We start from the raw sequence: 25,113 nt of genomic DNA, 5'->3' as shown, positions 1-25,113 counted from the left end.
TCCTTCGTTCCGGATGAATCCGTTTCGCACCGCGCACGGTTAGCTTCGGCCGATGGAGATCCTCGGGCCGCTGGTGGAGTGGCTGCTGCGCGGCAGTTTCGAGGGCACAGCACGCAGCGAGCGGATCGTGCACGACGTCGCCAGGCGCTACGGATATTCCGTCGAGGTCACGTTCCTGGCCGATTCGGCGCTGCTCACGATCGACGGCAAAGCGTATTCGTACAGCCGGGAACCTGGTGTCCCTCCGCTGAACCAAGTCACCGCCTTCAAAAGGCTCCTCCATGGGCTGCCCGATTTGTCCGAGAAGCAGGCCGCGGAACAACTACGGCGAATAGCCGCGATGCCGCCCCGCTGGAACAAGGCCTGGCAGGTCGTGGGGCTCGTGCTGTTCAGCGTCGGTTTCGGCATCTCCGTGCAGGCCACGTGGCAACAGGTCGGTGTCTCCGCGCTCACCGGCCTGCTGGTCGGCGGCCTCGTCGTGTCGGGCCGGATGCGCCTGGCTCAGCCCTTCATCGCGTCCGCGCTGGTCACGACCGTGGTTCTTCTGCTGTACGACCGTGGGTGGCTCGACGGCGGGCCGATCCAGCTCATCGTGCCCGCGCTGTTCTACTTCATCCCCGGCGACGCGATCAGCGCCGGTGCCCTCGAACTGGCCATGAACCGGATGACCGCCGGCGCCGCCCGCCTCATCTACAGCACGGTCGCCCTGCTCGTGCTGGCGTTCGGCGCGCTGGTCGCGACCGTGCTGCTCCAGATGCCGCCCAGCGTCCTCTTCGACGTCACCGTGCCCGGCAACCTCGGCCCGTTCGAGGTGTGGGGCGGGTGGGTGCTGTTCGCGCTCGGGGTGATGTTCGTCTTCCAGATGGCCCCGCGCGACTTCCCGTGGGCGCTCGGGCTCATCCTGCTGACCGCGGCCGCGGCCGAGCTGGCGACGCGGGCGCTGGGCGATCCGTTCGGCACCTTCTTCGGCGCCGTGGTGATGACCGTGGTGGCGTTGCGCCTGGGGCGCAGGCGGGGACTTCCCCCGGCGTACGTCCTCTATCTCGGCGCCTTCTATGTCCTGACCCCTGGCTCGCACGGGCTGCGCGGGCTGGAGAGCTGGATCGGCGGCGACCCGATCCAGGGCGTGGGCGGCGTCGCCGACATGGTCGGGCTTCTCGTCGCCATCGCCGTCGGGATGCTCGTGGGGGCGACTCTCACTCGTAAGGGGTGAGGCGTGTCCCATCCGGCGGCACCGATGATCCGAGCATGAGCACGACGGATACGGCGCGCACGACCAGGGCGGTCAACTACATCTCGTGGGTGGCGCTGGCCCTGATGACGACGAGCTCGGTGGCCAGCCTCAGGCCGGCGCCGACCATGGCGGTCTACGGACTGGCCAGCATCTTCCTCTATCTGCTTCCGGCCATCGTGTTCCTGCTGCCGACCGCACTGGTCTCGGCGGAACTCGCCTCCGGCTGGAACGGCGGGGTCTACAAGTGGGTCAGCGAGGGCATCTCGAAGCCGATGGGCTTCCTGGCCGTCTGGTGCCAGTTCGCGATGACCATCTTCTACTATCCGAGCCTTCTGGGTTTCGTCGCCAGCACCCTGGCGTACGTCATCAACCCGGACCTGGCGTCCAGCGGCGTCTGGACCGCCATCGTCATCATGGTCTGCTACTGGACCGGCGTCTGGGTCTCGTCCCGCGGCACCAGCGGCGTGGCCGGGCTGGCCAGCGCCGGCCTGGTCATCGGCACCCTGATCCCGGGCGTGCTGCTGGTCGTCCTGGGCGTCGCGTTCCTCGGTCAGGGCAACGAGTCGGCCGCCCCGATGACCGCCGACAACCTGCTCCCGGCGTGGGCCGGCCTGTCCAGCCTCGTGCTCATCGTCAACAACTTCCTGTCGTACTCGGGCATGGAGATGAACGCGGTGCACGTGTCGTCGCTGCGCAAGCCCGGCCGTGAGTTCCCCCGGGCGATGTTCCTCGCCATGGGCCTGGTGCTGCTCATCTTCATCCTGCCGGCGCTGGCGATCAGCTGGATCGTCCCGGCCGACCAGCTGTCGCTCACGGCCGGCGTCATGCAGGCCTTCGACGCGGTGTTCGCCGAGTTCAACTCGCAGTGGCTCACCCCGATCCTCGGCGTCATGCTGGTCGCCGCCTCCCTCGGCGGCATGCTGACCTGGCTCGCCGGGCCGTCCCGGGGCCTGCTGCTGATCTCGCGCCAGGAGGGTTATCTGCCGCCGTTCCTGCAGAAGCTCAACAAGCACGGCGTGCAGCAGAACATCCTGGTCACCCAGGGCCTGGTGACCACGGTCATCGCGCTGGCCTACGCCCTCATCCCGGACGTGTCCAGTGTGTACTGGATCTTCTCGGTGATCACGACCCAGGTCTATCTGATCATGTACCTGCTGATGTTCGTGGCCGCGGTGCGGTTGCGCCGCAACAACCCCGACCACCCGCGCGGCTACCGGGCCCCCATGCTGACCGGCCTGTGCGGCGTCGGCTTCGCGGCCTCGCTGGCGGCGCTGCTCATCGGCTTCGTCCCGTCGTCGCAGTTCGGTGACGGCAACGTCGGCGCCTATCTGGCGATCGTGGCCGGCGGCGCGCTCGGGCTGGGCCTGCTCGTGCCGTACCTGTTCTACCGCTCGCGCAAGCCGTCCTGGAAGACCGCTCCGGCCGAGGAGGAGGCAGTCGCGTGAACGTCTCCGTGAAGCACAAGAGCAACACCGTGACGTACATCGTCCTGGGCATCGTCTTCCTCGTGCTGTTCGGCACGGCGCTGTTCGCCTTCAGCAGCGCCCACGAGTCGCGGCAGGCCGAAGAGAAAGCCCAGGAGCTGCAGTCGCAGCTCTCCGCCGCCGGCATGCGGGTTCCGGCAACCGATCAGATCGTCCGGGTCCTGGGCGACGACGGAGGCGCGGTCTGCGACAACCCGGCCAACGCGCTGCGCCGGGCCACCCTCTACGGCCTGCTCACCAACGGCGCCGCCGGTCCCGGGCAGCGGCCGGTCATCGCCGACAACCGGGCCGTGCAGGGCCAGCTGATGATCATCAAGGTCTACTGCCCGCAGTACGTGGACGACTTCCAGCAGGTCATCGACGACCTCAAACTCGACGACGTGGCGGCGACGTGATGCGTGATCGGATCGACGAACTGATGGGCCGGGCCCGCACGGACCTCGCCGAGCTGGTCTCCATCCGCTCGGTCGCGGACCCCCGCCAATATCCGGCGTCCGAGTGCGCCCGGGCCGCCCAATGGGTGGTGGACAACTTCGCCGAGGCCGGTTTCACCGATCTGGCGCTCAAGGAGACCTCGGACGGGAGTCGCGCGGTTTATGGCGTACGGGCGTCAAGCGTCCCGAACGCGCCGACCGTGCTCCTGTACGCCCACTACGACGTGCAGCCCCCGCTCGACGAGGCCGCCTGGCGGACGCCGCCGTTCGAGCTGACCGAGTCGGGCGGCCGCTGGTACGGCCGGGGCGCGGCCGACTGCAAGGGCAACATCGTCATGCACCTGACGGCGTTGCGCGCGCTCGGCCCCGACCTGCCGGTCAACCTGAAACTCATCGTGGAGGGGTCGGAGGAACAGGGGACCGGTGGCCTCGAGGACTTCGTCTCGCATCACCCCGGCCTGCTCTCGGCGGACGCGATCCTGGTCTGCGACACCGGAAACGCGGCGGTCGGCGTGCCGGCCGCGACGGTCACGCTGCGGGGTCTGGTCAACGTGGTCGTCACCGTGAGCACCCTTTCCGGGGAGCTGCATTCCGGAATGTTCGGGGGTGCCGCGCCCGACGCCCTGGCCGGCCTGATCCAGATCCTGTCGTCCTTGCGCGACAAGTCGGGCAACACGACGATCGCCGGGCTGGACCATTCACAGACCTGGACCGGCGCCCCGTATCCGACCGAACAGTTCCGCTCCGACTCCGGTCTGCTGCCCGGGGTGGGCCTGCTCGGCGACGGCACGGTGTCCGACATGATCTGGGCCCGGCCCGCGGTGACGGTGCTGGGCATCGACGCCCCGCCGGTGGTCGGCTCGGCCGCGGCGATCCAGCCGCACGCCCGGGCCCGCCTCAACCTGCGGGTCCCACCCGGCACCGACGCGGTGAAGGCGCAGGACGCCCTGATCGCCCAGTTGCACGCGGCCGCACCGTGGGGCGTGCGGGTGACGGTCGAGAAGGAGGCCATCGGCCAGCCGTTCGAGGCCCGGACGGGTGGACCGGCCTATCAGGCGCTGGCCGCGGCCATGAAGGAGGCGTACGGCCGCGACATGACGACACTGGGCCAGGGCGGCTCCATCCCCCTGTGCAACGTCTTCGCCGACACCTACCCTCAGGCCGAGATCATCCTGATGGGCGTCGAGGAGCCGCAGGCCCTGATCCACGCCCCGAACGAGAGCGTCGACCCGGCGGAGATTGCCGCGCTGGCCCACGCCGAGGCGCTGTTCCTCCAGACGTACAAGAAATCCTGAGACCCTGTTCCGTTCCGCCCCTCGCCCGGCCCTCTCTCGAGGAGGGCCGGGCGAGCCCGCGTCCGCGGGTCAACGGCGTCGCCGCCTTCTCGCCGAGGCCCGGCGCCGGCGATTCGGCTTATTGGTGAACGGGCCGGTCCGCAGAATCGCCTCGACGAACAAGCCGCCGGCCACACCGGCCAGCGCGCCGGCGGCGAACAGGCGCGAACCCGCGCGCTGCTGTTCGCGCACGTCGACCAGTGTGGCCCTGATCCCGTCCGGTTGATGGCCCGACCATTGCAGCTCAAATATGTTCTCCGAGTTGGCCATCTTTTTCTTCTGTGCCTCGGGGATCGAGTCCTGGAGCAGCATGTCGGGCTCGAGCGGCGTGAGGTGTGTCGTCACTTTCCCGTTCCTGGAGGTGTGCCATAGCCCGGGCAGACCGAACCCCGGGTCGAACCGGGCTGATCCCGTGGGGCCGCAACCACCGATGACCGGCAGTTCCACATTGATGTGTCCCGCGCCCGATCGGGTCATGGCGTTGGGCAAATCGGCCGAGACGATGTAGTACCGGAAGGGATCCTGGAGATCGGCGAAGCTGCCCGTCGTCACCGTCTCGATGTCGTTCCCTGTGCCGCCTCCACCGGTGAAGTTCATCATTCCTGATACGAACCTCATCCTGGTGAGCGAGGCCGGAACGGCATCACCCATCATCACGAGGGCCCAGGACGAATCGGCGTCGACCCGGGATCCGGGTGGAATCGTCAGGAGGATCTCGATGCCTTTTGCGGAGCGCAGGTCTCCTAGACCGACGTAATCGATGTTCTCGGTCACGGTGACATCGAGGGCGACATCGGCGGCCGGGTCGGACACGCAGAAGAAGATCTGGCCTCGGAAGAAATAGCTCTCCGGAAGCGCGGTGCCGGATTCGTAGAGCGTCAGAGCGAAGAAGCCCGCGGCCAGTGAGGCGAGCGTCAGAAGGAGGGCCGCGTAGATATTGGCCGGAAGTGGTCTTCCGGGCTTGATTTCCAGGCCGCGCGCGGGACGGCGCCGCCATCGCGCGGCGAGCACCTCGATCTGCCGTCCCGCCACTGCCCGAAACCTACTGGGGGAGGGCGGCTCGGGGATTGTCCTGTCGTTGATCCGGCAGGTGGCCGTATCGCCGTTCGTACTACGGGGATAGGGGAGTGGAGCGTGCCGAAGCGGCAAGTGACGATGGAGTCGATCGCGAAAGGCCCGGACCGGGCTCATCCAGGTGTTCTTCCCGGGCCTGTCGTGCGGGTGGGAGATGGAACATCTCCGGGGCATCGAAACTGTCGCACAGGAAGCAGGGGCCGGGCTTGTCGTCTCGGTTCTGCGCCGGGGCGAATTCGTTCGTACGGACGGCGCCATCCTCGCCGCCACCAGCGGCCAACTGGCGGGGGGCCCGGGCCGCGCCGCGCTCGAAGAGGCGGGGCTGACCGGTTTCATCGAGCACGGCTCCTATTCGTACGAGACCGGGCTCGTGGCCGCGAAGCGGCTCCTGGAACGTGAGAACCGGCCGACCGCCATCGTCGCGTCGAGCGACAACATCGTCCTCGGTGTCCTCGACGGCGCCCGGCGGCGCGGACTCGACGTGCCCGGCGACCTGAGCGTCACCGGCTTCGACGACCTGCCGGCCTCGCGCTGGTCGCCGCCGCCGCTGACCACCGTCCGGCAGCCGCTGCGCGAGATGGGACGGCTGGCCGGCCGCACCATTCTGCGGCTGCTCGACGGCAAGCCCGTCGAGTGGCACAACGCCGAGCTCACCACCGAGTTGATCGCGCGCGCGAGCACGGCCGCGCCCCGCTGACTTGACAGGCGAGGTGATGATCAAAGGGTGACTCAGCCCTCTTTCGGGGTGTGCCCGAACTGCGGCAACGATGACATCATCCGCATACCGCCCGACCGGCTCTCCGGCGCTGCCGTGAGTGGCGTCGCGGTCCACGCGTTCCGCCATGTGCTGTTCGCGCGCCTGATCTGCCTCACCTGCGGGCTCGTGCGTGAATGGGTCGACGACCGCCGGGATCTCGACCAGCTACGGAAGAAGTTCGGCCGGCGGTAGTAGGCGCCGGCCGGCCGATCCGTCCACGACCGCTCCTTCGATGACGGCGCCGGATGTCGGTGGGCGCATCACGGCCAGGCCGACCGCGCCGGCGTCGGTGACGGCGACGATGCGGCCGTGGCCCAGCGCCGCGAGCTTGCGGACGCCGGCGCCCAGGCTGATCACCTGGACCAGGCCGAAGGATCTGTCGTAGACCTTCACCGAGCTGCCCTGGCCGACGAACAGCAGGCGCAGCCGGTCGTCGTAGCAGGCGGCCGTCACCACCGATTCGAGCGGGACCGTACGGAGCAGCTCGAGCCCCCGGGCACGGGCTCTGAACCGCCGGCCGGGGCCCGCCGGGATGCCGAACAGCAGGAGGTGGCCGTCCACAGTGGCCACCGCGCGGTGCTCGGCGGCGTCGATCAGGATCCAGGACGCCGGGCCGTGCGCGGCGAAACGCGCGATGGGCCGCAGGCCCCGGCGCTGGTGGATCCACAGGCTGAGGGCGCCGTCGCGTTGCACCGCGCCGAGGTGCGCGGCGCCGTCGCCGATCGAGGCGAGCAGCGAGACGACCGGGTTGCCGGAGTCGCCGATGCGGCCCACCGTCGCGGCGGCCTCCGTTCGCGCGTCGATGAGGCGTACGGGGCCGTCCTCGGTCGCCACGAAGATCTGGGAGCCGCGGTGCGCGGCCACCGCGCTGATCCAGTCCTTCCGCCCGGTCCACAGGTCGGTCACCAGGACCGCGCCCGGGCCCAGCCGCCAGCCTCGCAGCGAGCGGTCGGCGCCCGGCCCGTAGACGATCGGCGCCCCGTCGACGGACAGGGCGCAGAGATCCCACACCTGGCCGGCCACCCGCTGGGACACCACCTCGGCGCCGTGACCGTCCCAGACGCGCAGCTTGGCGTCCGCGGTGGCCGCGACGGCCACCGCGGCGCCGTCGTACGTCGCGCCGGCCAGGCACTGCACGCTGAGTTCGTCGGCCTCCCAGCTCGCCTCGCGGACGGTGCCGGGCAGCACGTCCCAGACCCGCAGGGTCCGGTCCTCGCCCGCCGTCACCAGCATGGGCCGGCCGTCGAACTCGGTCGGCAGCATGAACAGGACCCCGCCGCGGTGTCCCTGCAGCGGGGGCTCCGAGCGGGCGCCGGTGGCGATCGGCCGGCACAGGATCTGCCCGTCGTCGTAGGCGATGACCAGGATGGGAGTCTTGTCCCGCTCGACGATGGTGGCGCTGGCGACGGACCGGTCCGACACGGACGGCCGGGCCCCCGGGAAGAGCATCTGGTCGGAGGGCCGGAGGCGGCCCGCCATCACGTCGCCGCGGGGATGAGGTGGCTGATATTCCTCGTACGTCTCCGGGTCGCCGTCGATGGCGAGCGCGCGGCCGAACGCGCCGATGGACAGTGACAGCGTGCCGGTCTCGGTGTCCCACACCTCGAGGGCGCTGGAGCTGTAGGCGACGAAGTACAGCGTCCCGCCGCCCCGCCCGACGGCGCAGGACCGGGCCGGAGTGTCGCTGAACGCCTGGAACTCGGCCAGCAGGGTCCGCTGCTCGATGTCGTGGACGCGGACGACGTGGGTGACGCTCCTCGTGACCGCGACGGACCGGTCGTCGAGATGTCCCAGCGACCAGAAGCGGTCGTCGATGAACTGCCGGATCGGGGGCCGGTCGGCCGGTTCCCCGGTCTCCGCGTCCCAGGCCCACAGCGCCCCTGAGCTGCGGGGAGCCAGGACCATCAGCCGCCCCTCGATGTGCAGGAGGCCCACACCGGAGCTCGGATCGGCGTCACCGGAGGAGAAACTGCCGACGACCTCGCCGGTGGGGAACACATAGGTGGTCACCTGGCCGACCCGGTCCGGCCCGGACCCGCCGGTGACCAGATACATCAGCGGTCCCGCGCTGAGCACGGCCGCCTTGGCCGGTGGCCGGTCGGCGGCCAGGGTGCCGGCGAGCACGAGGTTACCGGTGGCGAAGTCCCACACGTCGACGCCGCGGTCGGAGTTGGCGGTGACCACGACGCGGCGCGCGTTGAGCAGGCCCAGGGCGAGCGCGTTTATCGACTCCGACGCCCGGCCGAGCTCACGGTGGGGTGTCTGGGGCCGCCACCGCGCCCAGTCCACCGTCCACAGCCGGTCGGCCCGCAGCCGCGCGATCGCGGCGCAGAGCTCGCGCGCGCCCTGCTTGTGGGCGGCCAGTTCGAGGTACGACAGCGCCTCCGCGCCGACCAGGATGGTCAGCCGGTGTGCCGCCTCACGATAGGCCGCCGCCGACGCGCGGCCCTCCGAGGTGACGACCGCGGAGAGGGCGGTCAGCAGGTTCGTCCGCTCGGCGGCGAGCAGATAGGCGGGGTCGGCCAGGAGCGGGTCCAGTGTGCCGCCGCGGGCGGCGTGCAGGGCCAGATAGTCGAGGGTGTAACCGCCGGCCGCCGTCCACGCGGTCCCGCCGTGCACGTCGAGCGGCACCCGGTCGTACAGGACCTGGAAGGCGGCCCGGTGGGCCGATGCCTCGTCGTGGTCGCGCCGCAGATATTCGGCCAGGGCCTCGTGGTAGAGGCGGTAGGCCGACCGGTCGCCGACCCTCGTCTCGACGATGTAGCCGGCCGCCGCCTGCATGACCCAGCCCACGTCGTCGTCGGTGGCCGCGACGCCGGTCATCGCCGTGGCCAGGGGCGCCCAGATGTTCTCCCAGGGCAGGCCGTCGCCCTGGGCGAAGGCCAGCGGAGTCATCAGCCGATGCGCCTTGCGGGCCGAGCCGCCGAGCCGGTGTTCCAGGTCGGAGCGCATGGCGATCGCCGCGTCGCGGGGCAGCTCGAACTTCTCGGTGTCGATGACGGACACGCGGTTGGCCAGGCTCCGGCTGTTGATCAGCGCGACCAGGAACGAGTTCTTCGCGGCCTCGGCGACGCGGCGGGCCACCTTCGCCGCGATCTCGGGCCGGTCGCGGTACGGCGAGTCGGGCGACAGCTCGACCAGGCAGCGCCGGGCGTACGTGAGCATGCTGGCCGGGTCGGCGTAGGCCGGCTCCTCGGCGTCGAGCCGGATGAACGTGCGCATCTCGAACCGGTCGACCAGATGCGGGCGCATGCCGAGGAGCAGCTTCAGCCCGGCCGCCGCGGCCACCCGCACCAGCGGGACGAGGATCTGGTCGACCACGGCGTGCGGGTCCGCGGCCTCGTCGATCGCGTCGATCACGACCGCCCGCTCCGGCCGCCGCCCGGTGAGCCGCCGCGCCAGCTCGCCCACGGTCGATGGCGGCACCTGGACCGCGGCGCAGACGGCGTCGAGGAGCCGCTCCGGGGTCATGCCGCGCGCGTAGATCGGCATGGCGATGGAATCTTCGGGCGGCAGGGTCCCGGGCGGCAGGTCCCCGACGCCGGGCACCCGGCCACGGAACTCCGGCAGGCTGAGCACGGCCAGACGCCCCAGGATGGCGGACTTGCCGGATCCGGGCCCGCCGGTGACGACGCGCGCCTCGTGGTCGTCCTCGCCGCGGAGCCAGTCGCACAGGTCCGCGAGCATCCGGTGCCGGCCGGTGAACAGCCAGTGGTCGCCCGGGATGTCCAGGCCCCGGGCCCGGAGCAGGAAGTGTGACCGCATGTCCTTCATGCGGTCGGGCCGGTCCTTCAGCAGCAGCTGGGTCAGCAGGTCGAGGCCGTCGAGCGCCGGGTCGTGCCGCGGGTTGGGGAAGAACTGGCTCTCCCGCTCGCTGATCCGGTAGTGCCGGGCGTGCTGCCACGACGGCGTGCCGGGCGAGTCGTTGATCACCTCGATGAGCGCGTCGATCGACAGGTGCGGGGGTCCGTAGCGGGCGACCTGCGTTCCGCGCAGGGCATGCACCAGGGCCTCGGTGAAGGCGCAGGAGGTGGCGTACTCCTGGGGGCGCGTGGCCGAGATGATCGAGACGTCCGGGTGGCCCTCGATGATCGGCGTGAGGTCGACGGCGGCGGCCGCCTTGCGCGACACCTCGGCCGCGCCGGCGCCGGACTCGCAGGTGTCGAGGATCAGCAGGACGCGGCGGACCGGGGTGTCGTCGAAGATCCAGGAGGCGAGCTCGGCCGCTTTGAGACCGGTCCGCCGTACGGCGTCCGGGCGTGTCCCGTTGAGCAGCAGGACGAACTCGCCGTCGTCCGTGACCTCGGCGTGCCCGGTGTAGTAGACCGCCACGATGTCGGTGCCGCGGCGGTCGGCGGAGGTGAAGAAGGCGTCGAACGCGTCCTTGAGCTGCTCGCGTGTGGCGTTGATCCCGAAGCCGGGCACGAGCTCGTATCCGAAGTCGTGGACGAGGACGTCGGCCGTCATGCCGAGCGCGCGCCGGAGCTCGGGCCGGTCGATGCCGTCGAAGTGGGCGTGGGTGGTCGTGGCCAGCCCGATGAGGAAGCGGCGGGCCGGCTCGCTCATCGGCTGATGCCCAGGCCGGCTCCAATCGCTTCCCCGGCCTCCCGCGAGGTGAGGTACGCCTGAACGGAGTGGGCCGATGATCCGTTGTGCACGATCACCGACGTGACGTCCGGGCCGAACCCGGGCCGGAGGTCCTTGACGAGCGCGACGACGTCGCCCTCGTCGGCCAGGTTGGTCCAGGAGCGGACCGGGCCGGGCCAGCTCGCGCGGCCCGCCACCGGCGCCGGCTGCAGGCGGTCGAAGATCACGTTGGGGATGCCGAGCGGGGAGCCGATGGTGACCAGCGTGTGGATGTTCCACTCCGGGTGGGCGCACAGGGCCTCGTACGCCACCACCGATCCGAGCGAATGGGCCACGATGACCCGGGTCTCGGCGTCGATCAGGGAACTCAGCGACGCGACGGCCCGGGCGCGGGTCTCGGGCACTCCGAAGTAGTCGGAGACCTGCCGCAGCACGGAGATGAACAGCTTGGGGGTCAGCCCGGCGAAGAAGCGGGACCGGGACAGGGCGAGTACACCCCGCTGGAGGCTGCGCGGGGTGCGGAGCAGGACGCGCCGGTCGGGTGGCTCCACCGCCGGATCGAGGCGGGCCGCCTCGGCCCACCACAGGGCGAGAAGCTCCTCGGACGCCTCGGACTCGGACTCGGGGCCGGGGCCGGCCGACAGATATCGCGCCTCGGGCCGGAACAGGTCGCCGAAGAACGCGCAGCGGAACTCGGCGGGGGACAGGACGTCGGCGTGGCCGGCCAGGCGGAGTCCGCTCGCCAGCGCCGGCCACCACATCGAGTGGAGCAGTTCGTCCCCGCGGTGTTGCTGGGCTATGCCGTGGACACCGACGACCAGAGAACCCACGAGGCCCAAATTAGCAGTAAGTGTCCAGGGTGTTCTGCAACGCGGTCTTCTCGGCTTGTTGGAGGCTGAGGTCCCAGTAGTACTTCACGCCGATCCACATCCGGGCGTAGGTGCAGCGATAGGCGGTGCGCGACGGCTGCCAGGTGGACGGGTCCTGGTCACCCTTGGACTGGTTGACGTTGTCGGTCACCGCGATGAGCTGGGGGCGGCTCAGGTCGTTGGCGAAGGACTGGCGCTTGGCGGTGGTCCACGAGCTGGCGCCGGAGCGCCACGCCTCGGCCAGCGGGACGACGTGGTCGATGTCGACGTCGGAGGCCGCGGTCCAGGTGGCGCCGTCGTACGGGGAGTACCAGCTGCCCGAGGTGGCGGCGCAGGCCGAGCTGGTGACCACGTTGGAGCCGTCGCGCTTGAGGACCGTCTCGCGGGTGTTGCAGGCGCCGCTGATCGTGATCCAGTGCGGGAACAGATCGCGGGAATATCCGCTGGTCGAGCCCTGCGCGGCCACGGTCAGGGCGTTCAGCTGGGACTGGGCCGTGGTGGCGGAGGGGATGTTGGGCGGGGTGGCCGCGGCCGGGCCGGCCAGGGCCACGGAGAGCCCGAGGGCCAGGGTGACGAGCAGGGCGAGGCGACGTTTCATCTTCAGCTCCCGGGGGGCAAGGGATCGATGAGGATCAGTCTCGGCCGCCGGGGTGAACGTGGGGAGATCCCGTCAATGTCCTACGTCTGAATGAATGCCGCGGATCATCCGGCCCAGCCGGCCGGGGTCGGTGGCGATCGCCTGGCCGGCCGCGGCCGTGATCAGGTAGGCGAAGGAAAGCACATAAAGCCAGCCGATGTAGGTGAAGGCGACGCCGATCGTGCCGAAGCGGGCCGAGCTGATGTCGAGCGCGTGCGGCAGGTAGACCGAGCCGGCCGGCCGGAGCACCAGCATGGCGGCGGCGAACAGCACCGCGCCGGGCACGAGCAGCCGGGCCCGGATCTGGCGCGCGGACAGGATCCACGGCACGAACAGGGCGCCGCCGAAGTCGGCGGCCAGGGTCACCAGGGCCACCGTCAGATACGGCGCCGGCGCCTCCATCGCGGCCCGGACCAGCAGTTGGACCGCCACCACGCTGAGCGTGAGCACCACGACGGCCAGGAGCCACCGCCAGGCGTGCTTCGGGCTGCTGCGCGGCCGGGGCAGGTTCCAGATGGTCGCGTAGGCGCGGGTGAACGCCCGGGCCAGGCTGGTCGTGGAGACCAGCACGATGAGGCCGCCGACCACACCGAACGCGCCGACGCTGCTGCCCGAGACGGCCTCGTTCAGGACGCGGGCGACCTCGTCGGGCAGCTTCACGAGCTCGGCCAGCTTCTCGTCGAAGGTCCGGCCGAGCAGCACGGCCGCCATGATCAGCAGCGGGAAGATGGACGTGAAGAGCTGCGCGGCCAGCGTCATCGCGCGATCGAAGATCTCGAGGCGGACGATGGTCGCGAGGGTGCCGAGGCCGACCCGGCCGGGCCAGCGGGTGGACGCCCACGACCACAGGGCTTCCGCCCAGCGCGGCGCGCTGAGCACCGGCCGGGTCGTCACCGTCAGCGGCTGTCGGTGCTCACCGGGGCGAGCGGAGTGGCCTCGGGCGCCGGCTCCGACTCGGCACGGTTCTTCCGGCGGCCGATCACCACGGCGGCCACGCCCGCGGCGGCCAGGCCGGTCGCGGCGAGGATGGCGGGCCGGCGCGACTTGGCCGACTTGCTCTTCTTCTTGGACTTCGTCATGACCGGATCCTCCGATTCCGTACGCCTGGGATGCCTCACCCGTAGAGGATGGGGCGGTCAGCCGTCGTAATCCCGCCGGACCTCCTTGCCGTGCGCGGTGATCGCGTAGATCGTGATCATGTTGAACGAGATGATCAGCAGCGAGTACACCGGGAACGCGGCGAGGAAGGCCAGGTTGGACAGGCAGCTCAGGAAGGCCAGGACGACCGCGAAGATCCGTCCCCAGCTCTGACCGGCGAGCAGGCCGAGACCGACGACGATCTGGATCGCGCCGATGATCAGGTGGGTCCAGCCCCAGGCCGTCCAGCTCGTGGCCACCAGCAGCCGGGACTCGTCGATGGCGAACAGCTCGTGCCGGGCCATGGCGATGATCCCGAGCGTGACCTGCAGAATGCCGACGATGGCGAGCAGCACCGCGGCGAATACGACCCAGCCCGCCCACGCGGTGGCCCGGGTCGGTTCATTCTGTACGGACATGGCCCTCAGGGTGAGCCGCCGGGGCGGGATCGGCCTCACCCGTCAGGAATGAGCGAGCCTTCAGTCGAGCAGGCCCAGCTCTCGCCCCTGGACGACCGCGGCGGCCCGGGTGGTGGCGCTGAGCTTGCGATAGACGGCCGCGACCTGGGTCTTGACCGTGTTGCGGGACAGCCGCAGCTCACCCGCGATCTGGTTGAGGGTGAGGTGGGTCGGCAGGAGCAGCAGCACCCGCTGCTCGGCCGCGGTGAGCCCGGCCGTGTCGGCCGCCGGGTCCGGCGTGTTCTCGCGGCCCACGTCGGCCATCAGCGCCCGGTAGCGCTCGGCCAGCACGCCGGTGGTGGTGAGCTGGTCGAGGGCGAGCCGGGCCCGGACCGCCGCCCTCGCCGCCGCCGGGTGGTCCCCGGCGTCCAGGGCCACCCGGGAGAGCCGGATCGAGGCCGACGCGACCAGCCACGGGAACGGCCGCGCCCGCTCCATCGACTCCGCCGCCTCGCCCATCAGCAGCCGGAACGCGGTGGCGTCGCCGGCATCGAGGGCCACCCGGGCCTGGACCAGGTGGGTCAGCACGGCCCAGCCGCACGTGCGCAGACCGGCGCCGAGCAGGGCCGCCGACTCCTCCGCGTACGCGCCGGCGGCGGCGCAGTCGTGTTGATCGGCGGCGTGCCAGGCCAGGCCGGCCAGGGCCAGCGCGGACGGCGCCGGATGCTCCGGGCCGGCCCGGGCGGCGCGCGCGAACCGGGCCGTGGCCAGCACCGTGTTGCCGGTGAGCTCCTCGGCCACGCCGAGCAGGGTCATCGTGGTCGCGTACCAGTCGGAGCCGGGGCGGTCGGCGCGGGCCGCGCGGCGGGCGTTGCCGAGCATCCCGTCGACGCCGCCGGGCGCGAGCGCGGCCCGCAGCCGGTCGATCGCGGCCGCCGTCCGGGCGTCCGGCGCGGCGTGACTGCCGGCGGCGGCCAGGCAGGCCGTGGACTGCAGGGTGCGGCCGGCGAACGCGTACACCCAGCCGGCCCGCGCGGCGAGCCGGACGTCCTGTTCGACCCGGCCCCGGCCCAGGCCGTCCAGGGCGTCGGCCACGGCGCCCGCGCGGCCCTCGTCGATCAGCCGCCGGCCGTGGCGCAGCACGAGGCGGGCGGTGGCCCGCGCGTCGCCGGCCGCGGCCGCGTGCCGCACGGCCGGCTCGGCCTGGTGACGCCCCTCGAACCAGGTGGCCGCCCGGCGGTGCAGCGCCGCCTCGGCGGCGGGCTCGCGGCGGCGCAGCTCGGCCACCAGCATCTCGCGGAAGGCCGGGTGATAGCGGTAGGAGCGGGCGGCCGGGTGGATCGGGTCGACGAAGACGTTGCGGACGGCCAGCCCGGCCAGCAGCTGACCCGAACCGTGCCGGCGCAGTACCGCGTCGCAGACGCTGCCGGAGAGACTGTCCAGGGTGGCCGAGCGCAGCAGGAACCGCACGGTGTCGGCCGGCTCGGCGGCCAGCACGACGTCCCGGAAGTACTCGCTCAGATAGGCGTCGGCCCCGGTCACCTGATCGGCCGCGCGAATCGCGTCGGCGCGCCCGCGCAGGCTCAGGGCGGCCAGATAGACCCCGGTGGGCCAGCCCTCGAACCGCCGGTTCAGCCGAAGCGCCTGCTCGGCCGGGAGCACCGTGCCGGTGGCCCGGATCAGGTTGAGCGCCTCGGCCCGCGACAGCCGCAGGTCGGCCGGGCCGAATTCGGCGCAGCGGCCCTGGCTGCGCAGCCCGCCCACGTGCAGGCCGAGGCGGCTGCGGGCGCCGAGGGCCAGATGCGACCCGGCCGGCATCCGCTCGGCCAGGGCGAGCACGAGCTGCTGGCCGGGCGTGCCGCGCAGCAGGTGGGCGTCGTCGATGACCAGCACGTCCGGCGCCGCGGCGGCCAGCCTGGGCACGGCCTCCTCGGCCAGGGCCGACGCCGGGGCGGACAGCGAGCGCCACGTCGCCGGCTCGACCGGGCGGATCTCACCGATGGCCCGCGCGATGCGGCGCAGCAGCCGGTGCGGGTCGCGGTCGGCCCGCTCGGCGGTGACCCAGGCGAACGAGCGCTGGTCGCGGGCGGCCCACTGGCGCAGCGCGATCGACTTGCCGTAGCCGGGCGGGGCGACGAGCAGGATCAGGGGCACGTCGTCGCGGACCGCGGCCAGATCGTTGATCAGCCTGCGGCGCGGCACCAGCTCCCCACGTGTCATCGACGCCTGACCCCCGTCCGCCAACGTGAAGCCGGTCGATGGACCGGCGAGATCGAGTAATCATCAGATCGCACACAGTGCAGTCGCCGCAACGTGTCGTCGCACAACTTTCACCACTCGCTTGCCTCATGACCTGGCAACTGTCCGGTCACGTCGTCCACATACGGAATCACCCAGGTCGGGTGATGTGACTGTTGATGATCGGTAGAAAACTCTGCGTAGACACCGGGGTCCCCTTGGCGGGCCGCGAAAAGCCTGGGCGGCGTCGGTGCGAACAAAGGCGGGGCGATCGCATATGGGGGTACTGGATGCATGGGGAGATCGCTACCGAGCTGACGACGACCGACGGCGAACCGATCATGACGATCAAGCTGGAGCCGCCGGGCCTTCCACCGTGGTGGGTGGTGCGCGAGCGCCTGCGGGAACGCCTCGACAGCGGCCCGGCCCGCCGTCTCACCGTTGTGACCGGGCCGGCCGGCTCCGGCAAGAGCAGCCTGGTGGCCGACTGGACGGCCAGCGGGCACGCCGGCAGCCGGGTCGCCTGGCTGACGCTGGAGCCTGAGGACGACCGGCCGGAGACGTTCTGGTCATATGTGGTGGCCGCGCTGAGACGGGCGGGTGTGAACGTGCCCAGCCAGTGGAGCGAGGGCGCCGAGCGGTCGTTCCTGGTGCGGCTCGTGGTCGCCCTCTCGGCCCAGCGCGAGCCGGTCGTGCTGATCCTCGACAACGTGCACGCGATCACCCGTGCTTCCATCCTGGACGGCCTGCACTTCATGGTCGAGCACGCCGGTCCGCAGCTGCGCTGTGTGCTGGTCGGGCGCACCGATCCGCCGCTGCCGCTGCACCGCTACCGGCTGGCCGGATCGATCACCGAGGTCCGCCACGACGAGCTGGCCTTCACCCCGGCCGAGGCCGACGCGCTGCTGACCGCGCACGGCACCCGGCTCGGGCCGAACGCGGTGGCCGAGCTGACCGAGCAGACCCACGGCTGGGCGGCCGCGCTGCGCCTGGAGGCCCGTGCCCTGCCGATGTCCGGCGACAAGAAGGACGAACTCGCCGATTACATCCGCGACGAGCTGCTCGGCGAGCAGACAGCGGCCACCCGCGAGCTGCTGCTGCGCACCTGCGTGGCCGAGCGGTTGCCGGCCGGGCTGGCCGTCGAGCTCAGCGTCCGCCGCGACGCCGCCCAGGTCCTCGACCGCCTCGCCCGCCAGGGCGTCTTAGTGACCGCGACGGCCGGCGGCGAGCGGACGTACGTGCACCATCCGCAGATCCGCGAGGTGCTGCTGGCCGCCCTGAGCGAGGGGCCGGTCGACCGCGTGACCGGCCTGCACCGCCGGGCCGCCCGCTGGTACGCCGGGTTCGGCCGCTACGCCGAGGCCCTGCCGCACGCCCTGCGCGCCGAGGAATGGGTGCTGGCGGCCACCTCGGTGGTGCGCAGCCTCGGCATCACCGATCTGCTGGACGGCCGGGGCGCCGCCGCCTTCACCTCGATGCCGCCCGACCTCGACCGGCCCGAGGCCGCCGTCGTCGCCGCGGCCGTCGCCCACTATCTCGACGACCCGGAGGCGTGCGCGAAGCATCTGCTGCGGGCCGGCGAGATGGCCGGCGGGCACGACATCTCGCTGCCGCTGAGCCTGGCCGCGGTCGAGGTGGCCCGCGCCCGGGGGCACGGCCGGCCCGGCGATCTGGCCGCGGCGGCCGAGCTCGCCTGGCGGCTGCTCGACGACGCGCTGGCCGGCGGCGTCGCCGTGCCGCCCGCGCTGGCCTCGCTGATCCGGCTGGCCCGGGCCGAGAGCCTGCTCTGGCGGCACGATCTGACCGGCGCCTGCGCGGTGCTGCAACCGTCCGAGAACGACGGCGGTGAGGTGCTCGGCCGGCTCGCCCTGGCCGAGGCGCTCTGCGGCCGGCTGCGCCGGGCCAACGAGCACGCCCGCCGGGCCCTGGACCGCACCGGCGCCGACGACGGTCCCGGCGACGCGGCGGCCGACGTGGCCCTGGCCTGGGTGCACAGCGACGAGTACGACCTGACGGCGGCCCGCGTGCACGCCGAGCAGGCGGCGGCGCGGCTCGACGAGCGCCCGGACGCCCTGCTGGCCGGCCTGCTGGTCCTGGTACGGGCCCGCGTGCACCGCGGCGGCGGCGACACCGCCCGGGCCGTCGAGGCGCTCGCCGCGGCCCCGGCCGGCCCTCAGCCGCCGTGGCTCACCGAGATGCTCACGCTGACCCGCGACGCGCTGCTCGCCCCCAGCCGGCCGCCGTCGGCGGCGGGCACGACCGCGCACCACGCCGTCGCCGAGGCGATGGCCGCGGTGGCGGCCGGTGACACCGCCCGCGCCCGCGGCGTCGTGACGTCACTGGGCGAACGGCCCGGGCTGCCGCTGGACGTGCGGGTCGACGGCTGGCTGGTCACGGCCGCGGCCGAGCTGAGCGACGGGCGCCGCGACCGGGCCCGGCGGGCCCTGCACCGGGCCCTGGCCCTGGCCGAAGCAGAACGGCTCCGGCGGCCGCTGCTCGAGACGGCGGCCCCGGTGCGGCGATTCCTGCGCGAGGACCGCGATCTCGCCGTACGGCACGACTGGCTCGGTGTGACCCCGCGCCCGGCCACCGTGCCGATGACCGCCGCCCCGCCGTCCCAGGCGGCGCCGGCGGCGCCGGTCATGGTCGAGCCGCTGACCGCGAAGGAGACCGAGGTCCTCGGCTATCTCGCGCAGCTGTTCAGCACCGAGGAGATCGCCCGGACCATGTACGTCTCGGTCAACACGGTGAAGACCCACGTGCGCGGCGTGCTGCGCAAGCTGGCCGCGACCCGCCGCAACGAGGCGGTCCGCCGGGCCCGGGACCTGGGTCTGCTCTAGTGCGGTGTCCACGAACGTTCGCCGGAGGGGTTCCGGTGGTGTTGTGGATCCTCGCCCACAGGGGTGGACGAGCGACTCCCCGCCAGTGCAGGTGGGGCGGGCCTCCGCCGGCCAACTGACCCGCCGGCCGCCGCCCGGGGTCGGTGGCGGCGGGGGTCACGCCGGGCCGTGAGGACACCGGGCAGGTGTCGTCCGGCTCGACGGTGCATGACTACCTGCGCCATTGCTGGGGTGCAGGTGGTGGCGCCGCCCGGAGTGCGGGCGGCGATGGTGAACGCCGCGGCAAGATCGCGATGCCCGGCGAACTGACAATGCCGGCAGACCATGGTCCTGCCGCGCGGTTTGCTGATCTTCTTCCGGCAGTGGGGGCAGGTCGAGGAGGTGCCGCGTTCGTCGACCAGATACACCCTGACCCCGGCCAGGGCGGCTTTGTCTTGCAGGATTTGCAGGGGCGGCCGATCTGCCACTGCCGGAGCCGCAGGTTGTGCCGCCGCCCCGCCGCCAGATCGAGCACGCCACGCGGATCCCCGACGGTCAGCGTGCCGACCTGGTGCTCGACGGCCCACCCGATGACGGTTTTGGCGGCCTCGTGCAAGGCCTGCCGCACACGGCGGCGGTGCCGGCCTTCGATCAGCCGGGCCCGGCGGCGGGTCTTCCGCCAGCGCCGCGACCCCCGCTGGCCTTTGCTGGGAGCCCGGGTGGCGGTGGCACGGCGGCGGGCTTCGGTGTCGGCCAGGTGCAGCCGGTGTTCGGCGCGGATGGCCCGGCCGGAGACCAGCAGGGCGTGCCCGTCGCGGGTGGCGACCGCGAACGGGTGGATGATCCCGCAATCCACGCCCGCGGCCCGGCCGGGATCAGGTTGCTGCCCGGCCGGATACGTGGCGACCGGGAGTTCGGCGGTGACGTCGATGCACAGTCGGCCGTCGGTGAACCGACCGTACGGTCTCGGCCGGGTACGGCACCAGCCGATCCAGTCGTAGCAGCAACGGCGGGCAGCCCCGTGCGACCGGCAGCCGCAATCGGCGGCCCTCGACGGTGAAGGTGCCGTGGTACCAGCGGATCGGCATCAACGAGCGCCGGCGACGCGGATACCGCACCTCAACAGCTCCACCCTTGCGGCAGGCGGCCGCGGAAAACCACGCATCGGAGTAGCGGCGCAACACCGACGGGGCACCCACACTGTCGGGTCAGGCGTAGCCCGATCCGGGCGGTGCGGTGCACTACCGGATCGGGGCTAGCGCCGCGACGTCTAGGCATGGAGCAGGGATGTCACGACCGTCGAACCCGGTCAACGTTCATGGACCGCACTAGCTCATCCGGTGAGGGTGACGACCGCCGCCGGGTGAGGAGGAAATGCTCAGCGACATGGAGTGGATTCCGGCGGGCAAGTTCTGGATGGGCTCGGACGACCACTACCCGGAGGAGGCGCCGGCGCGGCAGGTGAGCGTCGGCGGCTTCTGGATCGACCGCTATCCGGTGACCAACCGGGAGTTCGCGACCTTCGTACGCCGTACCGGTCACGTGACGGTGGCCGAGCGGACGGTCGACCCGGCCGACTATCCGGGCGCCCGGCCGGACCGGCTGGAGCCCTCGTCGGTGGTGTTCGTATCACCGTCGCATCCGGTGGACCTGCGGGATCCGTACCAGTGGTGGGCCTATGTGCCGGGCGCCGACTGGCGGCACCCGACCGGGCCGGGCAGCTCGATCAAGAAGTTGCCCGACCACCCGGTGGTGCACGTCGCGTGGGAGGACGTCACCGCGTACACCCGATGGGCCGGAAAGGAACTGCCCACCGAGGCCGAGTGGGAGTTCGCGGCCCGCGGTGGCCTCGACCGCGCCGAGTTCGCGTGGGGTGACGAGCTGAACCCGGGCGGGCGGCACTGGGCCAACACCTGGCAGGGCGAGTTCCCGGTCCGCAACACGAAGGCCGACGGGTACGAGCGCACGTCGCCGGTCGGGCGTTACCCGGCCAACGGCTACGGGCTCCACGACATGATCGGCAACGTCTGGGAGTGGACCGCCGATCCGTACGCCGACCATCGGAGTCCCTGCTGCTCGGTGGACAAACCGGACAGCGCGCGCAGGGTCATGAAGGGCGGCTCCCACCTGTGCGCCCCCAACTACTGCCGCCGGTACCGGCCGGCCGCGCGCATGGCGCAGCCCATCGACACCGCCACCTCGCATCTAGGTTTTCGCTGCGTGCGGAGAACGGAGCTCTGACATGACCGAGAGGCCCAACATCCTGGTGATCTTCGGTGACGACATCGGTATCACCAACCTGAGCTGCTACAGCGACGGCCTGATGGGATATCGCACACCGAACATCGACCGGATCGCCGCCGAGGGCATGCGCTTCACCGACGCGTACGGCGAACAGTCCTGCACCGCCGGCCGGGCCTCGTTCATCACCGGGCAGAGCGGTTTCCGCACCGGCATGACGAAGGTCGGCATCCCGGGCGCCACGATGGGCCTGCGCGACGAGAACCCGACCATCGCCACCCTGCTGAAGGGCCGCGGTTACGCCACCGGCCAGTTCGGCAAGAACCACCTCGGCGACCGCAACGAGTTCCTGCCGACCGTACACGGCTTCGACGAGTTCTTCGGGAACCTCTATCACCTCAACGCCGAGGAGGAGCCCGAGCTGCCGGACTATCCGGACCCGGCCGACTTCCCCGAGTTCCGGCAGCGGTTCGGGCCGCGCGGCGTGCTGCATTCGTGGGCGACCGACACCGACGACGACACCGTGCATCCGCACTGGGGCCGGGTCGGCAAGCAGCGCGTGGAGGACACCGGCCCGCTGACCAAGAAGCGGATGGAGACCGTCGACGACGAGTTCATCGCGGCCGCCAAGGGCTGGATCACCGAGCAGCACGCCGCCGGGAAGCCGTTCTTCGCCTGGGTGAACACCACGCACATGCACCTGCGGACGCACACCAAGCCGGAGAGCGCCGGGCAGGCCGGCCGCTGGCAGTCGCCGTACCACGACACGATGATCGACCACGATCGGCACGTCGGTGAGCTGCTGGCCCTGCTCGACGAGCTCGGCATCGCCGAGAACACGTTCGTCATGTACAGCACCGACAACGGCCCGCACATGAACACCTGGCCGGACGGGGCGATGACGCCGTTCCGCAGCGAGAAGAACACCAACTGGGAAGGCGCCTTCCGGGTGCCGCTGGCGGTCCGCTGGCCGGGGAAGGTGCCGGCCGGGGTGGTCTCCAACGAGATCGTCGGCCACCACGACTGGCTGCCGACGCTGCTCGCGATCGCCGGTGATCCGGACGTCGCCGACGACCTGAGGATCGGCCGTACGGTCGGCGGAACGCCCTACCGCGTGCACATCGACGGGTTCAACCTGTTGCCGTACCTGACCGGCGAGGCGCCGAAGAGCCCCCGGCCCGGCTTCATCTACTTCGACGACGACGGCCACCTGGTGGCGCTGCGCTTCGACAACTTCAAGGTCGTCTTCGCCGAGCAGCGGGCGGCCGGCACCATGCAGGTCTGGAGCGAACCGCTCATCCCGCTGCGCATCCCCAAGCTGTTCAACCTGCGCACCGACCCCTTCGAGCGGGCCGACACCACGTCGAACACCTACTACGACTGGTTCATCGACCACGCCTTCCTGGTCATGGCGGCGCAGGGCGTCGTCACCCGGTTCCTGGAGACCTTCAAGGAGTTCCCGCCCCAGCAACGCCCCCAGTCGTTCACCATCGACCAGGCCATGGAAGCGATGCGGGAAGCCGCCTGGGGTGGACGGTGACCACGTCCGTCCTCCCGTCCTGGCGGGAGACCCCCTCGCGTCAGCGGATCCTCGAGTTCGTCGCGGTCGCGGTGGCCGGGATGCCACCGGAGGACCGCGTCGCGGTCTTCGACAACGACGGCACGCTGTGGTGCGAGAAGCCACTGCCCGTGCAGGCCGACTTCCTGCTGCGCCGCATCGGTGAGCTGGCCGACCGCTATCCGGCGCTGCGCAGCCGCCAGCCGTTCAAGGCGGTCTCGGAGTCCGACCACGAATGGCTGGGCGGGGCGATCACCAAGCACTACCAGGGCGACGACGCCGATCTGCGCGAGATGGCGGCGGGGCTCCTGCAGGCGTACGAGGGAACGACGGTCGACGAATTCGCCGAACTCGCCCGGGACTTTCTCGTGAAAGGCGAACATCCGACCCTCAACCGGCCATACGTCGACACGGCGTACCTGCCGATGCGGGAGCTGCTCGACTATCTGGTGGCCAACGGTTTCAGCTGCTACATCGCCACCGGGGGAGGACGCGACTTCCTGCGCACGGTGAGCGCGGAGGTGTACGGCATCCCGGCCGACCGGGTGATCGGCAGCTCGGTGGCGCTCGAATATCGCGACGGCCGGATCGTGCACACGGCCCGGCTCGACGTGTTCGACGACGGCCCGGCGAAACCGGTGCGCATCTGGAGCCGCATCGGCCGCCACCCGATCCTGGCCGCCGGCAACGCCAACGGCGACCTGCCGATGCTGCGGGCGGCGGGCGGCGGCCGCCGGGAACCGCTGCGCCTCGTGGTGATCCACGACGACGCGGAGCGCGAGTTCGCGTACACGGCCGGCGCGACCGAGGCCATCGCCGCCGCGGAGGCGGAGAACTGGGTGGCCGTGAGCATGGCCGGAGACTGGTCACAGGTCTTCGGCCCTCGGTGAGGGGGGAAACCGAGGGTGCGCGGGGAGGGCGATCCCCGCGCACCCGAGGTTAGTTTTGGACCATGAAGCTGCTACTTCCGGACAGCATCGAGCTGGACCTGTCCCTGCCCTCGGGCGTGACCACCTCCGTGTACGCGGCCGGCAAGCCTCTCACCGACGATCACCTCGACGCGTCCGCGGTCGTGGTGTGGGGCAACCCGGGTGATCAACTGCGCGACATGGCGGCGCGGCTTCCGTCGGTGCGCTGGGTGCAGACCTTGGCCGCGGGGCCGGACGCCGTGCTGGCGGCGGGCTTCGGGGACGACGTCGTGATCACCTCGGGGACGGGCCTGCACGACCTGACGGTCGCGGAACACACGCTGGGCCTCACGCTGGCGGCGGCGCGGCGTCTCAACCTGCTCGTACGGGCGCAGGTCGGCCACCGGTGGGCCCAGGAGCTGGGCGGCAACCAGCCGGTGCACGACCCGGACGCCTTCCGCACGCTGCGCGGGGCGAAGGTGGTGATCTGGGGCTTCGGGGGGATCGCGGCGACGCTGGCGCCGTACCTGACGGCGCTGGGGGCGACGGTCACCGGGGTGGCGCGTGAGGCGGGCACGCGGCACGGCTTCGAGGTCGTGACCGCCGGCGCCTTCCCGTCGCTGCTGCCGCAGACCGACGTGCTCATCTCGATCCTGCCGGCGACGCCGTCCACCGCGCACGCGCTGAACGCCCCGGTGCTGGCGCTGCTGCCACCGCGGGCCTGGGTGATCAGCGTGGGCCGGGGCACGACAGTGGACGAGCGGGCGCTGCTCGAGGCGCTGCGGTCGGGGCGGCTCGGCGGCGCGGCGATGGACGTCTTCGAGACCGAGCCGCTGCCGGTCTCGTCGCCGCTGTGGGACGAGCCGAACGTCATCATCACGCCGCACGCGGCCGGCGGGCGGCCGGTGGGCGCGGCCGGGCTGGTCTCCGAGAACCTGTCGGCGTTCCTCGCGGGCCGGACGCTGCGGAACGTCGTGCGGAGATAGACGGCTTCGCGTCGATTCCTTGTCCGGGGGAGGGGGCGGGCCTACCATCGGCGGATGGAACGCCAGGGTTCGGCGGCCATGTCGCGGGCAGCGTTCGCGGCCGTCGTGATCGCAAGCTATCTCGTGGGGGCGGCCTTCCTGGCCGGGGCCCTGCTGGTCTTCTCGGGCGCGGTCACCGTCGCCGGGCTGGGCGAGGGCACCGTCGCGCAGCGCGCGGTGGCCGGGTCGCTCGCCCTGATCCTGGGCGGTCTCACGATGGCCGCCGCGACCATGAAACTCGTCGAGGGCCCCGGCGGGCCCGGGCATGTGGTGCGCCGCGCTCCCTTCTGGACCGGCGTCGACGCCGAGGACAGCGACGTCGACCGGGCCGGCGCGCACCCCGGAGTGGGCGAGTTCTGACGCCGCCCCCGCGATAGGG

General features: G+C 71.7%; 21 protein-coding genes and 1 pseudogene. 12 read left to right on the top strand and 10 right to left on the bottom strand.

What is annotated here, in order from left to right:
- The first annotated feature begins 52 nt into the window (after window positions 1–52).
- Genes ACFY36_RS13380 through ACFY36_RS13365 form a run of 4 tightly spaced genes read left to right on the top strand, consistent with a single transcriptional unit; the run spans window position 53 to window position 4,447 of the window.
- A complete protein-coding gene (locus tag ACFY36_RS13380; protein ID WP_499746209.1) occupies window positions 53–1,213 on the top strand; it encodes a threonine/serine exporter family protein in 1,161 nt (386 codons plus the stop codon).
- Window positions 1,214–1,248: 35 nt separating this feature from the next.
- Window positions 1,249–2,679 (top strand): glutamate/gamma-aminobutyrate antiporter GadC, encoded by a 1,431-nt coding sequence (gadC, locus tag ACFY36_RS13375; RefSeq protein ID WP_499746208.1) that lies wholly within the window; start codon window positions 1,249–1,251, stop codon window positions 2,677–2,679.
- Window positions 2,676–3,113: a hypothetical protein gene (locus tag ACFY36_RS13370; protein ID WP_499746207.1), complete on the top strand. Its 438-nt coding sequence runs from the start codon at window positions 2,676–2,678 to the stop codon at window positions 3,111–3,113. The genes gadC and ACFY36_RS13370 overlap by 4 nt, the downstream gene beginning before the upstream one ends.
- Complete coding sequence (locus ACFY36_RS13365; RefSeq protein WP_499746206.1) at window positions 3,113–4,447, top strand: dipeptidase; 1,335 nt, start codon at window positions 3,113–3,115, stop codon at window positions 4,445–4,447. Before ACFY36_RS13370 ends, ACFY36_RS13365 begins: the two co-directional genes overlap by 1 nt.
- 69 nt (window positions 4,448–4,516) lie before the next feature.
- On the opposite strand, the gene ACFY36_RS13360 is transcribed toward ACFY36_RS13365, so the two are convergent.
- Complete coding sequence (locus ACFY36_RS13360; RefSeq protein WP_499746205.1) at window positions 4,517–5,518, bottom strand: hypothetical protein; 1,002 nt, start codon at window positions 5,516–5,518, stop codon at window positions 4,517–4,519.
- 196 nt (window positions 5,519–5,714) lie between these two features.
- On the opposite strand from ACFY36_RS13360, the gene ACFY36_RS13355 reads away from it, so the two are divergent.
- Together ACFY36_RS13355 and ACFY36_RS13350 are read left to right on the top strand one after the other, a co-directional pair.
- Window positions 5,715–6,257: a LacI family DNA-binding transcriptional regulator gene (locus tag ACFY36_RS13355; protein WP_499746204.1), complete on the top strand. Its 543-nt coding sequence runs from the start codon at window positions 5,715–5,717 to the stop codon at window positions 6,255–6,257.
- A gap of 27 nt (window positions 6,258–6,284) precedes the next feature.
- The gene (locus ACFY36_RS13350) at window positions 6,285–6,509 is read left to right on the top strand and encodes a hypothetical protein (protein ID WP_499746203.1); all 225 of its coding nucleotides are present in this window, start codon (window positions 6,285–6,287) and stop codon (window positions 6,507–6,509) included.
- Here ACFY36_RS13350 and ACFY36_RS13345 read toward each other — a convergent pair.
- The 7 genes from ACFY36_RS13345 to ACFY36_RS13315 all read right to left on the bottom strand — a co-directional run bounded on the left by ACFY36_RS13345 (window position 6,483) and on the right by ACFY36_RS13315 (window position 16,165).
- Window positions 6,483–10,883, bottom strand: coding sequence for a caspase family protein (locus ACFY36_RS13345; protein ID WP_499746202.1), 4,401 nt, complete (start codon window positions 10,881–10,883; stop codon window positions 6,483–6,485). The genes ACFY36_RS13350 and ACFY36_RS13345 overlap by 27 nt on opposite strands.
- Window positions 10,880–11,734, bottom strand: a complete 855-nt coding sequence (locus tag ACFY36_RS13340; RefSeq protein ID WP_499746201.1) for a hypothetical protein — start codon at window positions 11,732–11,734, stop codon at window positions 10,880–10,882. Before ACFY36_RS13340 ends, ACFY36_RS13345 begins: the two co-directional genes overlap by 4 nt.
- A gap of 10 nt (window positions 11,735–11,744) precedes the next feature.
- Window positions 11,745–12,371: a GmrSD restriction endonuclease domain-containing protein gene (locus tag ACFY36_RS13335; protein ID WP_499746200.1), complete on the bottom strand. Its 627-nt coding sequence runs from the start codon at window positions 12,369–12,371 to the stop codon at window positions 11,745–11,747.
- Between the two features lie 72 nt (window positions 12,372–12,443).
- The gene (locus ACFY36_RS13330) at window positions 12,444–13,304 is read right to left on the bottom strand and encodes a YhjD/YihY/BrkB family envelope integrity protein (protein ID WP_499746199.1); all 861 of its coding nucleotides are present in this window, start codon (window positions 13,302–13,304) and stop codon (window positions 12,444–12,446) included.
- A 2-nt stretch (window positions 13,305–13,306) separates the two neighbouring features.
- Window positions 13,307–13,489 (bottom strand): hypothetical protein, encoded by a 183-nt coding sequence (locus tag ACFY36_RS13325; RefSeq protein WP_499746198.1) that lies wholly within the window; start codon window positions 13,487–13,489, stop codon window positions 13,307–13,309.
- A 57-nt stretch (window positions 13,490–13,546) separates the two neighbouring features.
- Complete coding sequence (locus ACFY36_RS13320; protein ID WP_499746197.1) at window positions 13,547–13,966, bottom strand: DUF7144 family membrane protein; 420 nt, start codon at window positions 13,964–13,966, stop codon at window positions 13,547–13,549.
- 60 nt (window positions 13,967–14,026) lie between these two features.
- On the bottom strand, window positions 14,027–16,165 hold the full coding sequence (locus ACFY36_RS13315; RefSeq protein WP_499746196.1) for a winged helix-turn-helix domain-containing protein: 2,139 nt from the start codon (window positions 16,163–16,165) through the stop codon (window positions 14,027–14,029).
- A 308-nt stretch (window positions 16,166–16,473) separates the two neighbouring features.
- Here ACFY36_RS13315 and ACFY36_RS13310 point away from each other — a divergent pair, with 308 nt between their 5' ends.
- Window positions 16,474–19,023, top strand: coding sequence for a winged helix-turn-helix domain-containing protein (locus tag ACFY36_RS13310; protein WP_499746195.1), 2,550 nt, complete (start codon window positions 16,474–16,476; stop codon window positions 19,021–19,023).
- On the opposite strand, the gene ACFY36_RS13305 is transcribed toward ACFY36_RS13310, so the two are convergent.
- Window positions 19,020–19,490, bottom strand: coding sequence for a zinc ribbon domain-containing protein (locus tag ACFY36_RS13305; RefSeq protein ID WP_499746194.1), 471 nt, complete (start codon window positions 19,488–19,490; stop codon window positions 19,020–19,022). The two genes, ACFY36_RS13310 and ACFY36_RS13305, sit on opposite strands and share 4 nt — an antisense overlap.
- Before the next feature lie 59 nt (window positions 19,491–19,549).
- Window positions 19,550–19,933: pseudogene (locus tag ACFY36_RS13300) on the bottom strand (transposase); the annotation flags it as partial.
- Between the two features lie 443 nt (window positions 19,934–20,376).
- On the opposite strand from ACFY36_RS13300, the gene ACFY36_RS13295 reads away from it, so the two are divergent.
- The 5 genes from ACFY36_RS13295 (at window position 20,377) to ACFY36_RS13275 (ending at window position 25,094) form a co-directional block, all read left to right on the top strand.
- The gene (locus tag ACFY36_RS13295; protein ID WP_499746193.1) at window positions 20,377–21,243 is read left to right on the top strand and encodes a formylglycine-generating enzyme family protein; all 867 of its coding nucleotides are present in this window, start codon (window positions 20,377–20,379) and stop codon (window positions 21,241–21,243) included.
- Window position 21,244: 1 nt separating this feature from the next.
- Window positions 21,245–22,783, top strand: coding sequence for an arylsulfatase (locus tag ACFY36_RS13290; RefSeq protein ID WP_499746192.1), 1,539 nt, complete (start codon window positions 21,245–21,247; stop codon window positions 22,781–22,783).
- Window positions 22,780–23,691 (top strand): HAD family hydrolase, encoded by a 912-nt coding sequence (locus tag ACFY36_RS13285; RefSeq protein ID WP_499746191.1) that lies wholly within the window; start codon window positions 22,780–22,782, stop codon window positions 23,689–23,691. The genes ACFY36_RS13290 and ACFY36_RS13285 overlap by 4 nt, the downstream gene beginning before the upstream one ends.
- Window positions 23,692–23,753: 62 nt before the next feature.
- On the top strand, window positions 23,754–24,695 hold the full coding sequence (locus tag ACFY36_RS13280; protein WP_499746190.1) for a phosphoglycerate dehydrogenase: 942 nt from the start codon (window positions 23,754–23,756) through the stop codon (window positions 24,693–24,695).
- 54 nt (window positions 24,696–24,749) lie between these two features.
- Complete coding sequence (locus ACFY36_RS13275; RefSeq protein ID WP_499746189.1) at window positions 24,750–25,094, top strand: hypothetical protein; 345 nt, start codon at window positions 24,750–24,752, stop codon at window positions 25,092–25,094.
- Window positions 25,095–25,113 lie beyond the last annotated feature (19 nt).

Origin of the sequence: Actinoplanes sp. NPDC000266 (assembly GCF_042899005.1) — a bacterium.
Lineage (GTDB): Bacteria > Actinomycetota > Actinomycetes > Mycobacteriales > Micromonosporaceae > Actinoplanes.
The sequence above is the reverse complement of the archived record's forward strand: the minus strand, read 5'-3'. Positions and strand labels throughout refer to the sequence as shown.

Excerpts from the sequence above, each read along its gene's own strand:
- ACFY36_RS13380 (WP_499746209.1), top strand. The coding sequence starts at position 53 with ATGGAGATCCTCGGGCCGCTGGTGGAGTGGCTGCTGCGCGGCAGTTTC.
- gadC (WP_499746208.1), top strand. The coding sequence starts at position 1,249 with ATGAGCACGACGGATACGGCGCGCACGACCAGGGCGGTCAACTACATC.
- ACFY36_RS13365 (WP_499746206.1), top strand. The coding sequence starts at position 3,113 with ATGCGTGATCGGATCGACGAACTGATGGGCCGGGCCCGCACGGACCTC.
- ACFY36_RS13355 (WP_499746204.1), top strand. The coding sequence starts at position 5,715 with ATGGAACATCTCCGGGGCATCGAAACTGTCGCACAGGAAGCAGGGGCC.
- ACFY36_RS13345 (WP_499746202.1), bottom strand. The coding sequence starts at position 10,883 with ATGAGCGAGCCGGCCCGCCGCTTCCTCATCGGGCTGGCCACGACCACC.
- ACFY36_RS13335 (WP_499746200.1), bottom strand. The coding sequence starts at position 12,371 with ATGAAACGTCGCCTCGCCCTGCTCGTCACCCTGGCCCTCGGGCTCTCC.
- ACFY36_RS13325 (WP_499746198.1), bottom strand. The coding sequence starts at position 13,489 with ATGACGAAGTCCAAGAAGAAGAGCAAGTCGGCCAAGTCGCGCCGGCCC.
- ACFY36_RS13320 (WP_499746197.1), bottom strand. The coding sequence starts at position 13,966 with ATGTCCGTACAGAATGAACCGACCCGGGCCACCGCGTGGGCGGGCTGG.
- ACFY36_RS13315 (WP_499746196.1), bottom strand. The coding sequence starts at position 16,165 with ATGACACGTGGGGAGCTGGTGCCGCGCCGCAGGCTGATCAACGATCTG.
- ACFY36_RS13310 (WP_499746195.1), top strand. The coding sequence starts at position 16,474 with ATGCATGGGGAGATCGCTACCGAGCTGACGACGACCGACGGCGAACCG.
- ACFY36_RS13295 (WP_499746193.1), top strand. The coding sequence starts at position 20,377 with ATGCTCAGCGACATGGAGTGGATTCCGGCGGGCAAGTTCTGGATGGGC.
- ACFY36_RS13290 (WP_499746192.1), top strand. The coding sequence starts at position 21,245 with ATGACCGAGAGGCCCAACATCCTGGTGATCTTCGGTGACGACATCGGT.
- ACFY36_RS13280 (WP_499746190.1), top strand. The coding sequence starts at position 23,754 with ATGAAGCTGCTACTTCCGGACAGCATCGAGCTGGACCTGTCCCTGCCC.
- ACFY36_RS13275 (WP_499746189.1), top strand. The coding sequence starts at position 24,750 with ATGGAACGCCAGGGTTCGGCGGCCATGTCGCGGGCAGCGTTCGCGGCC.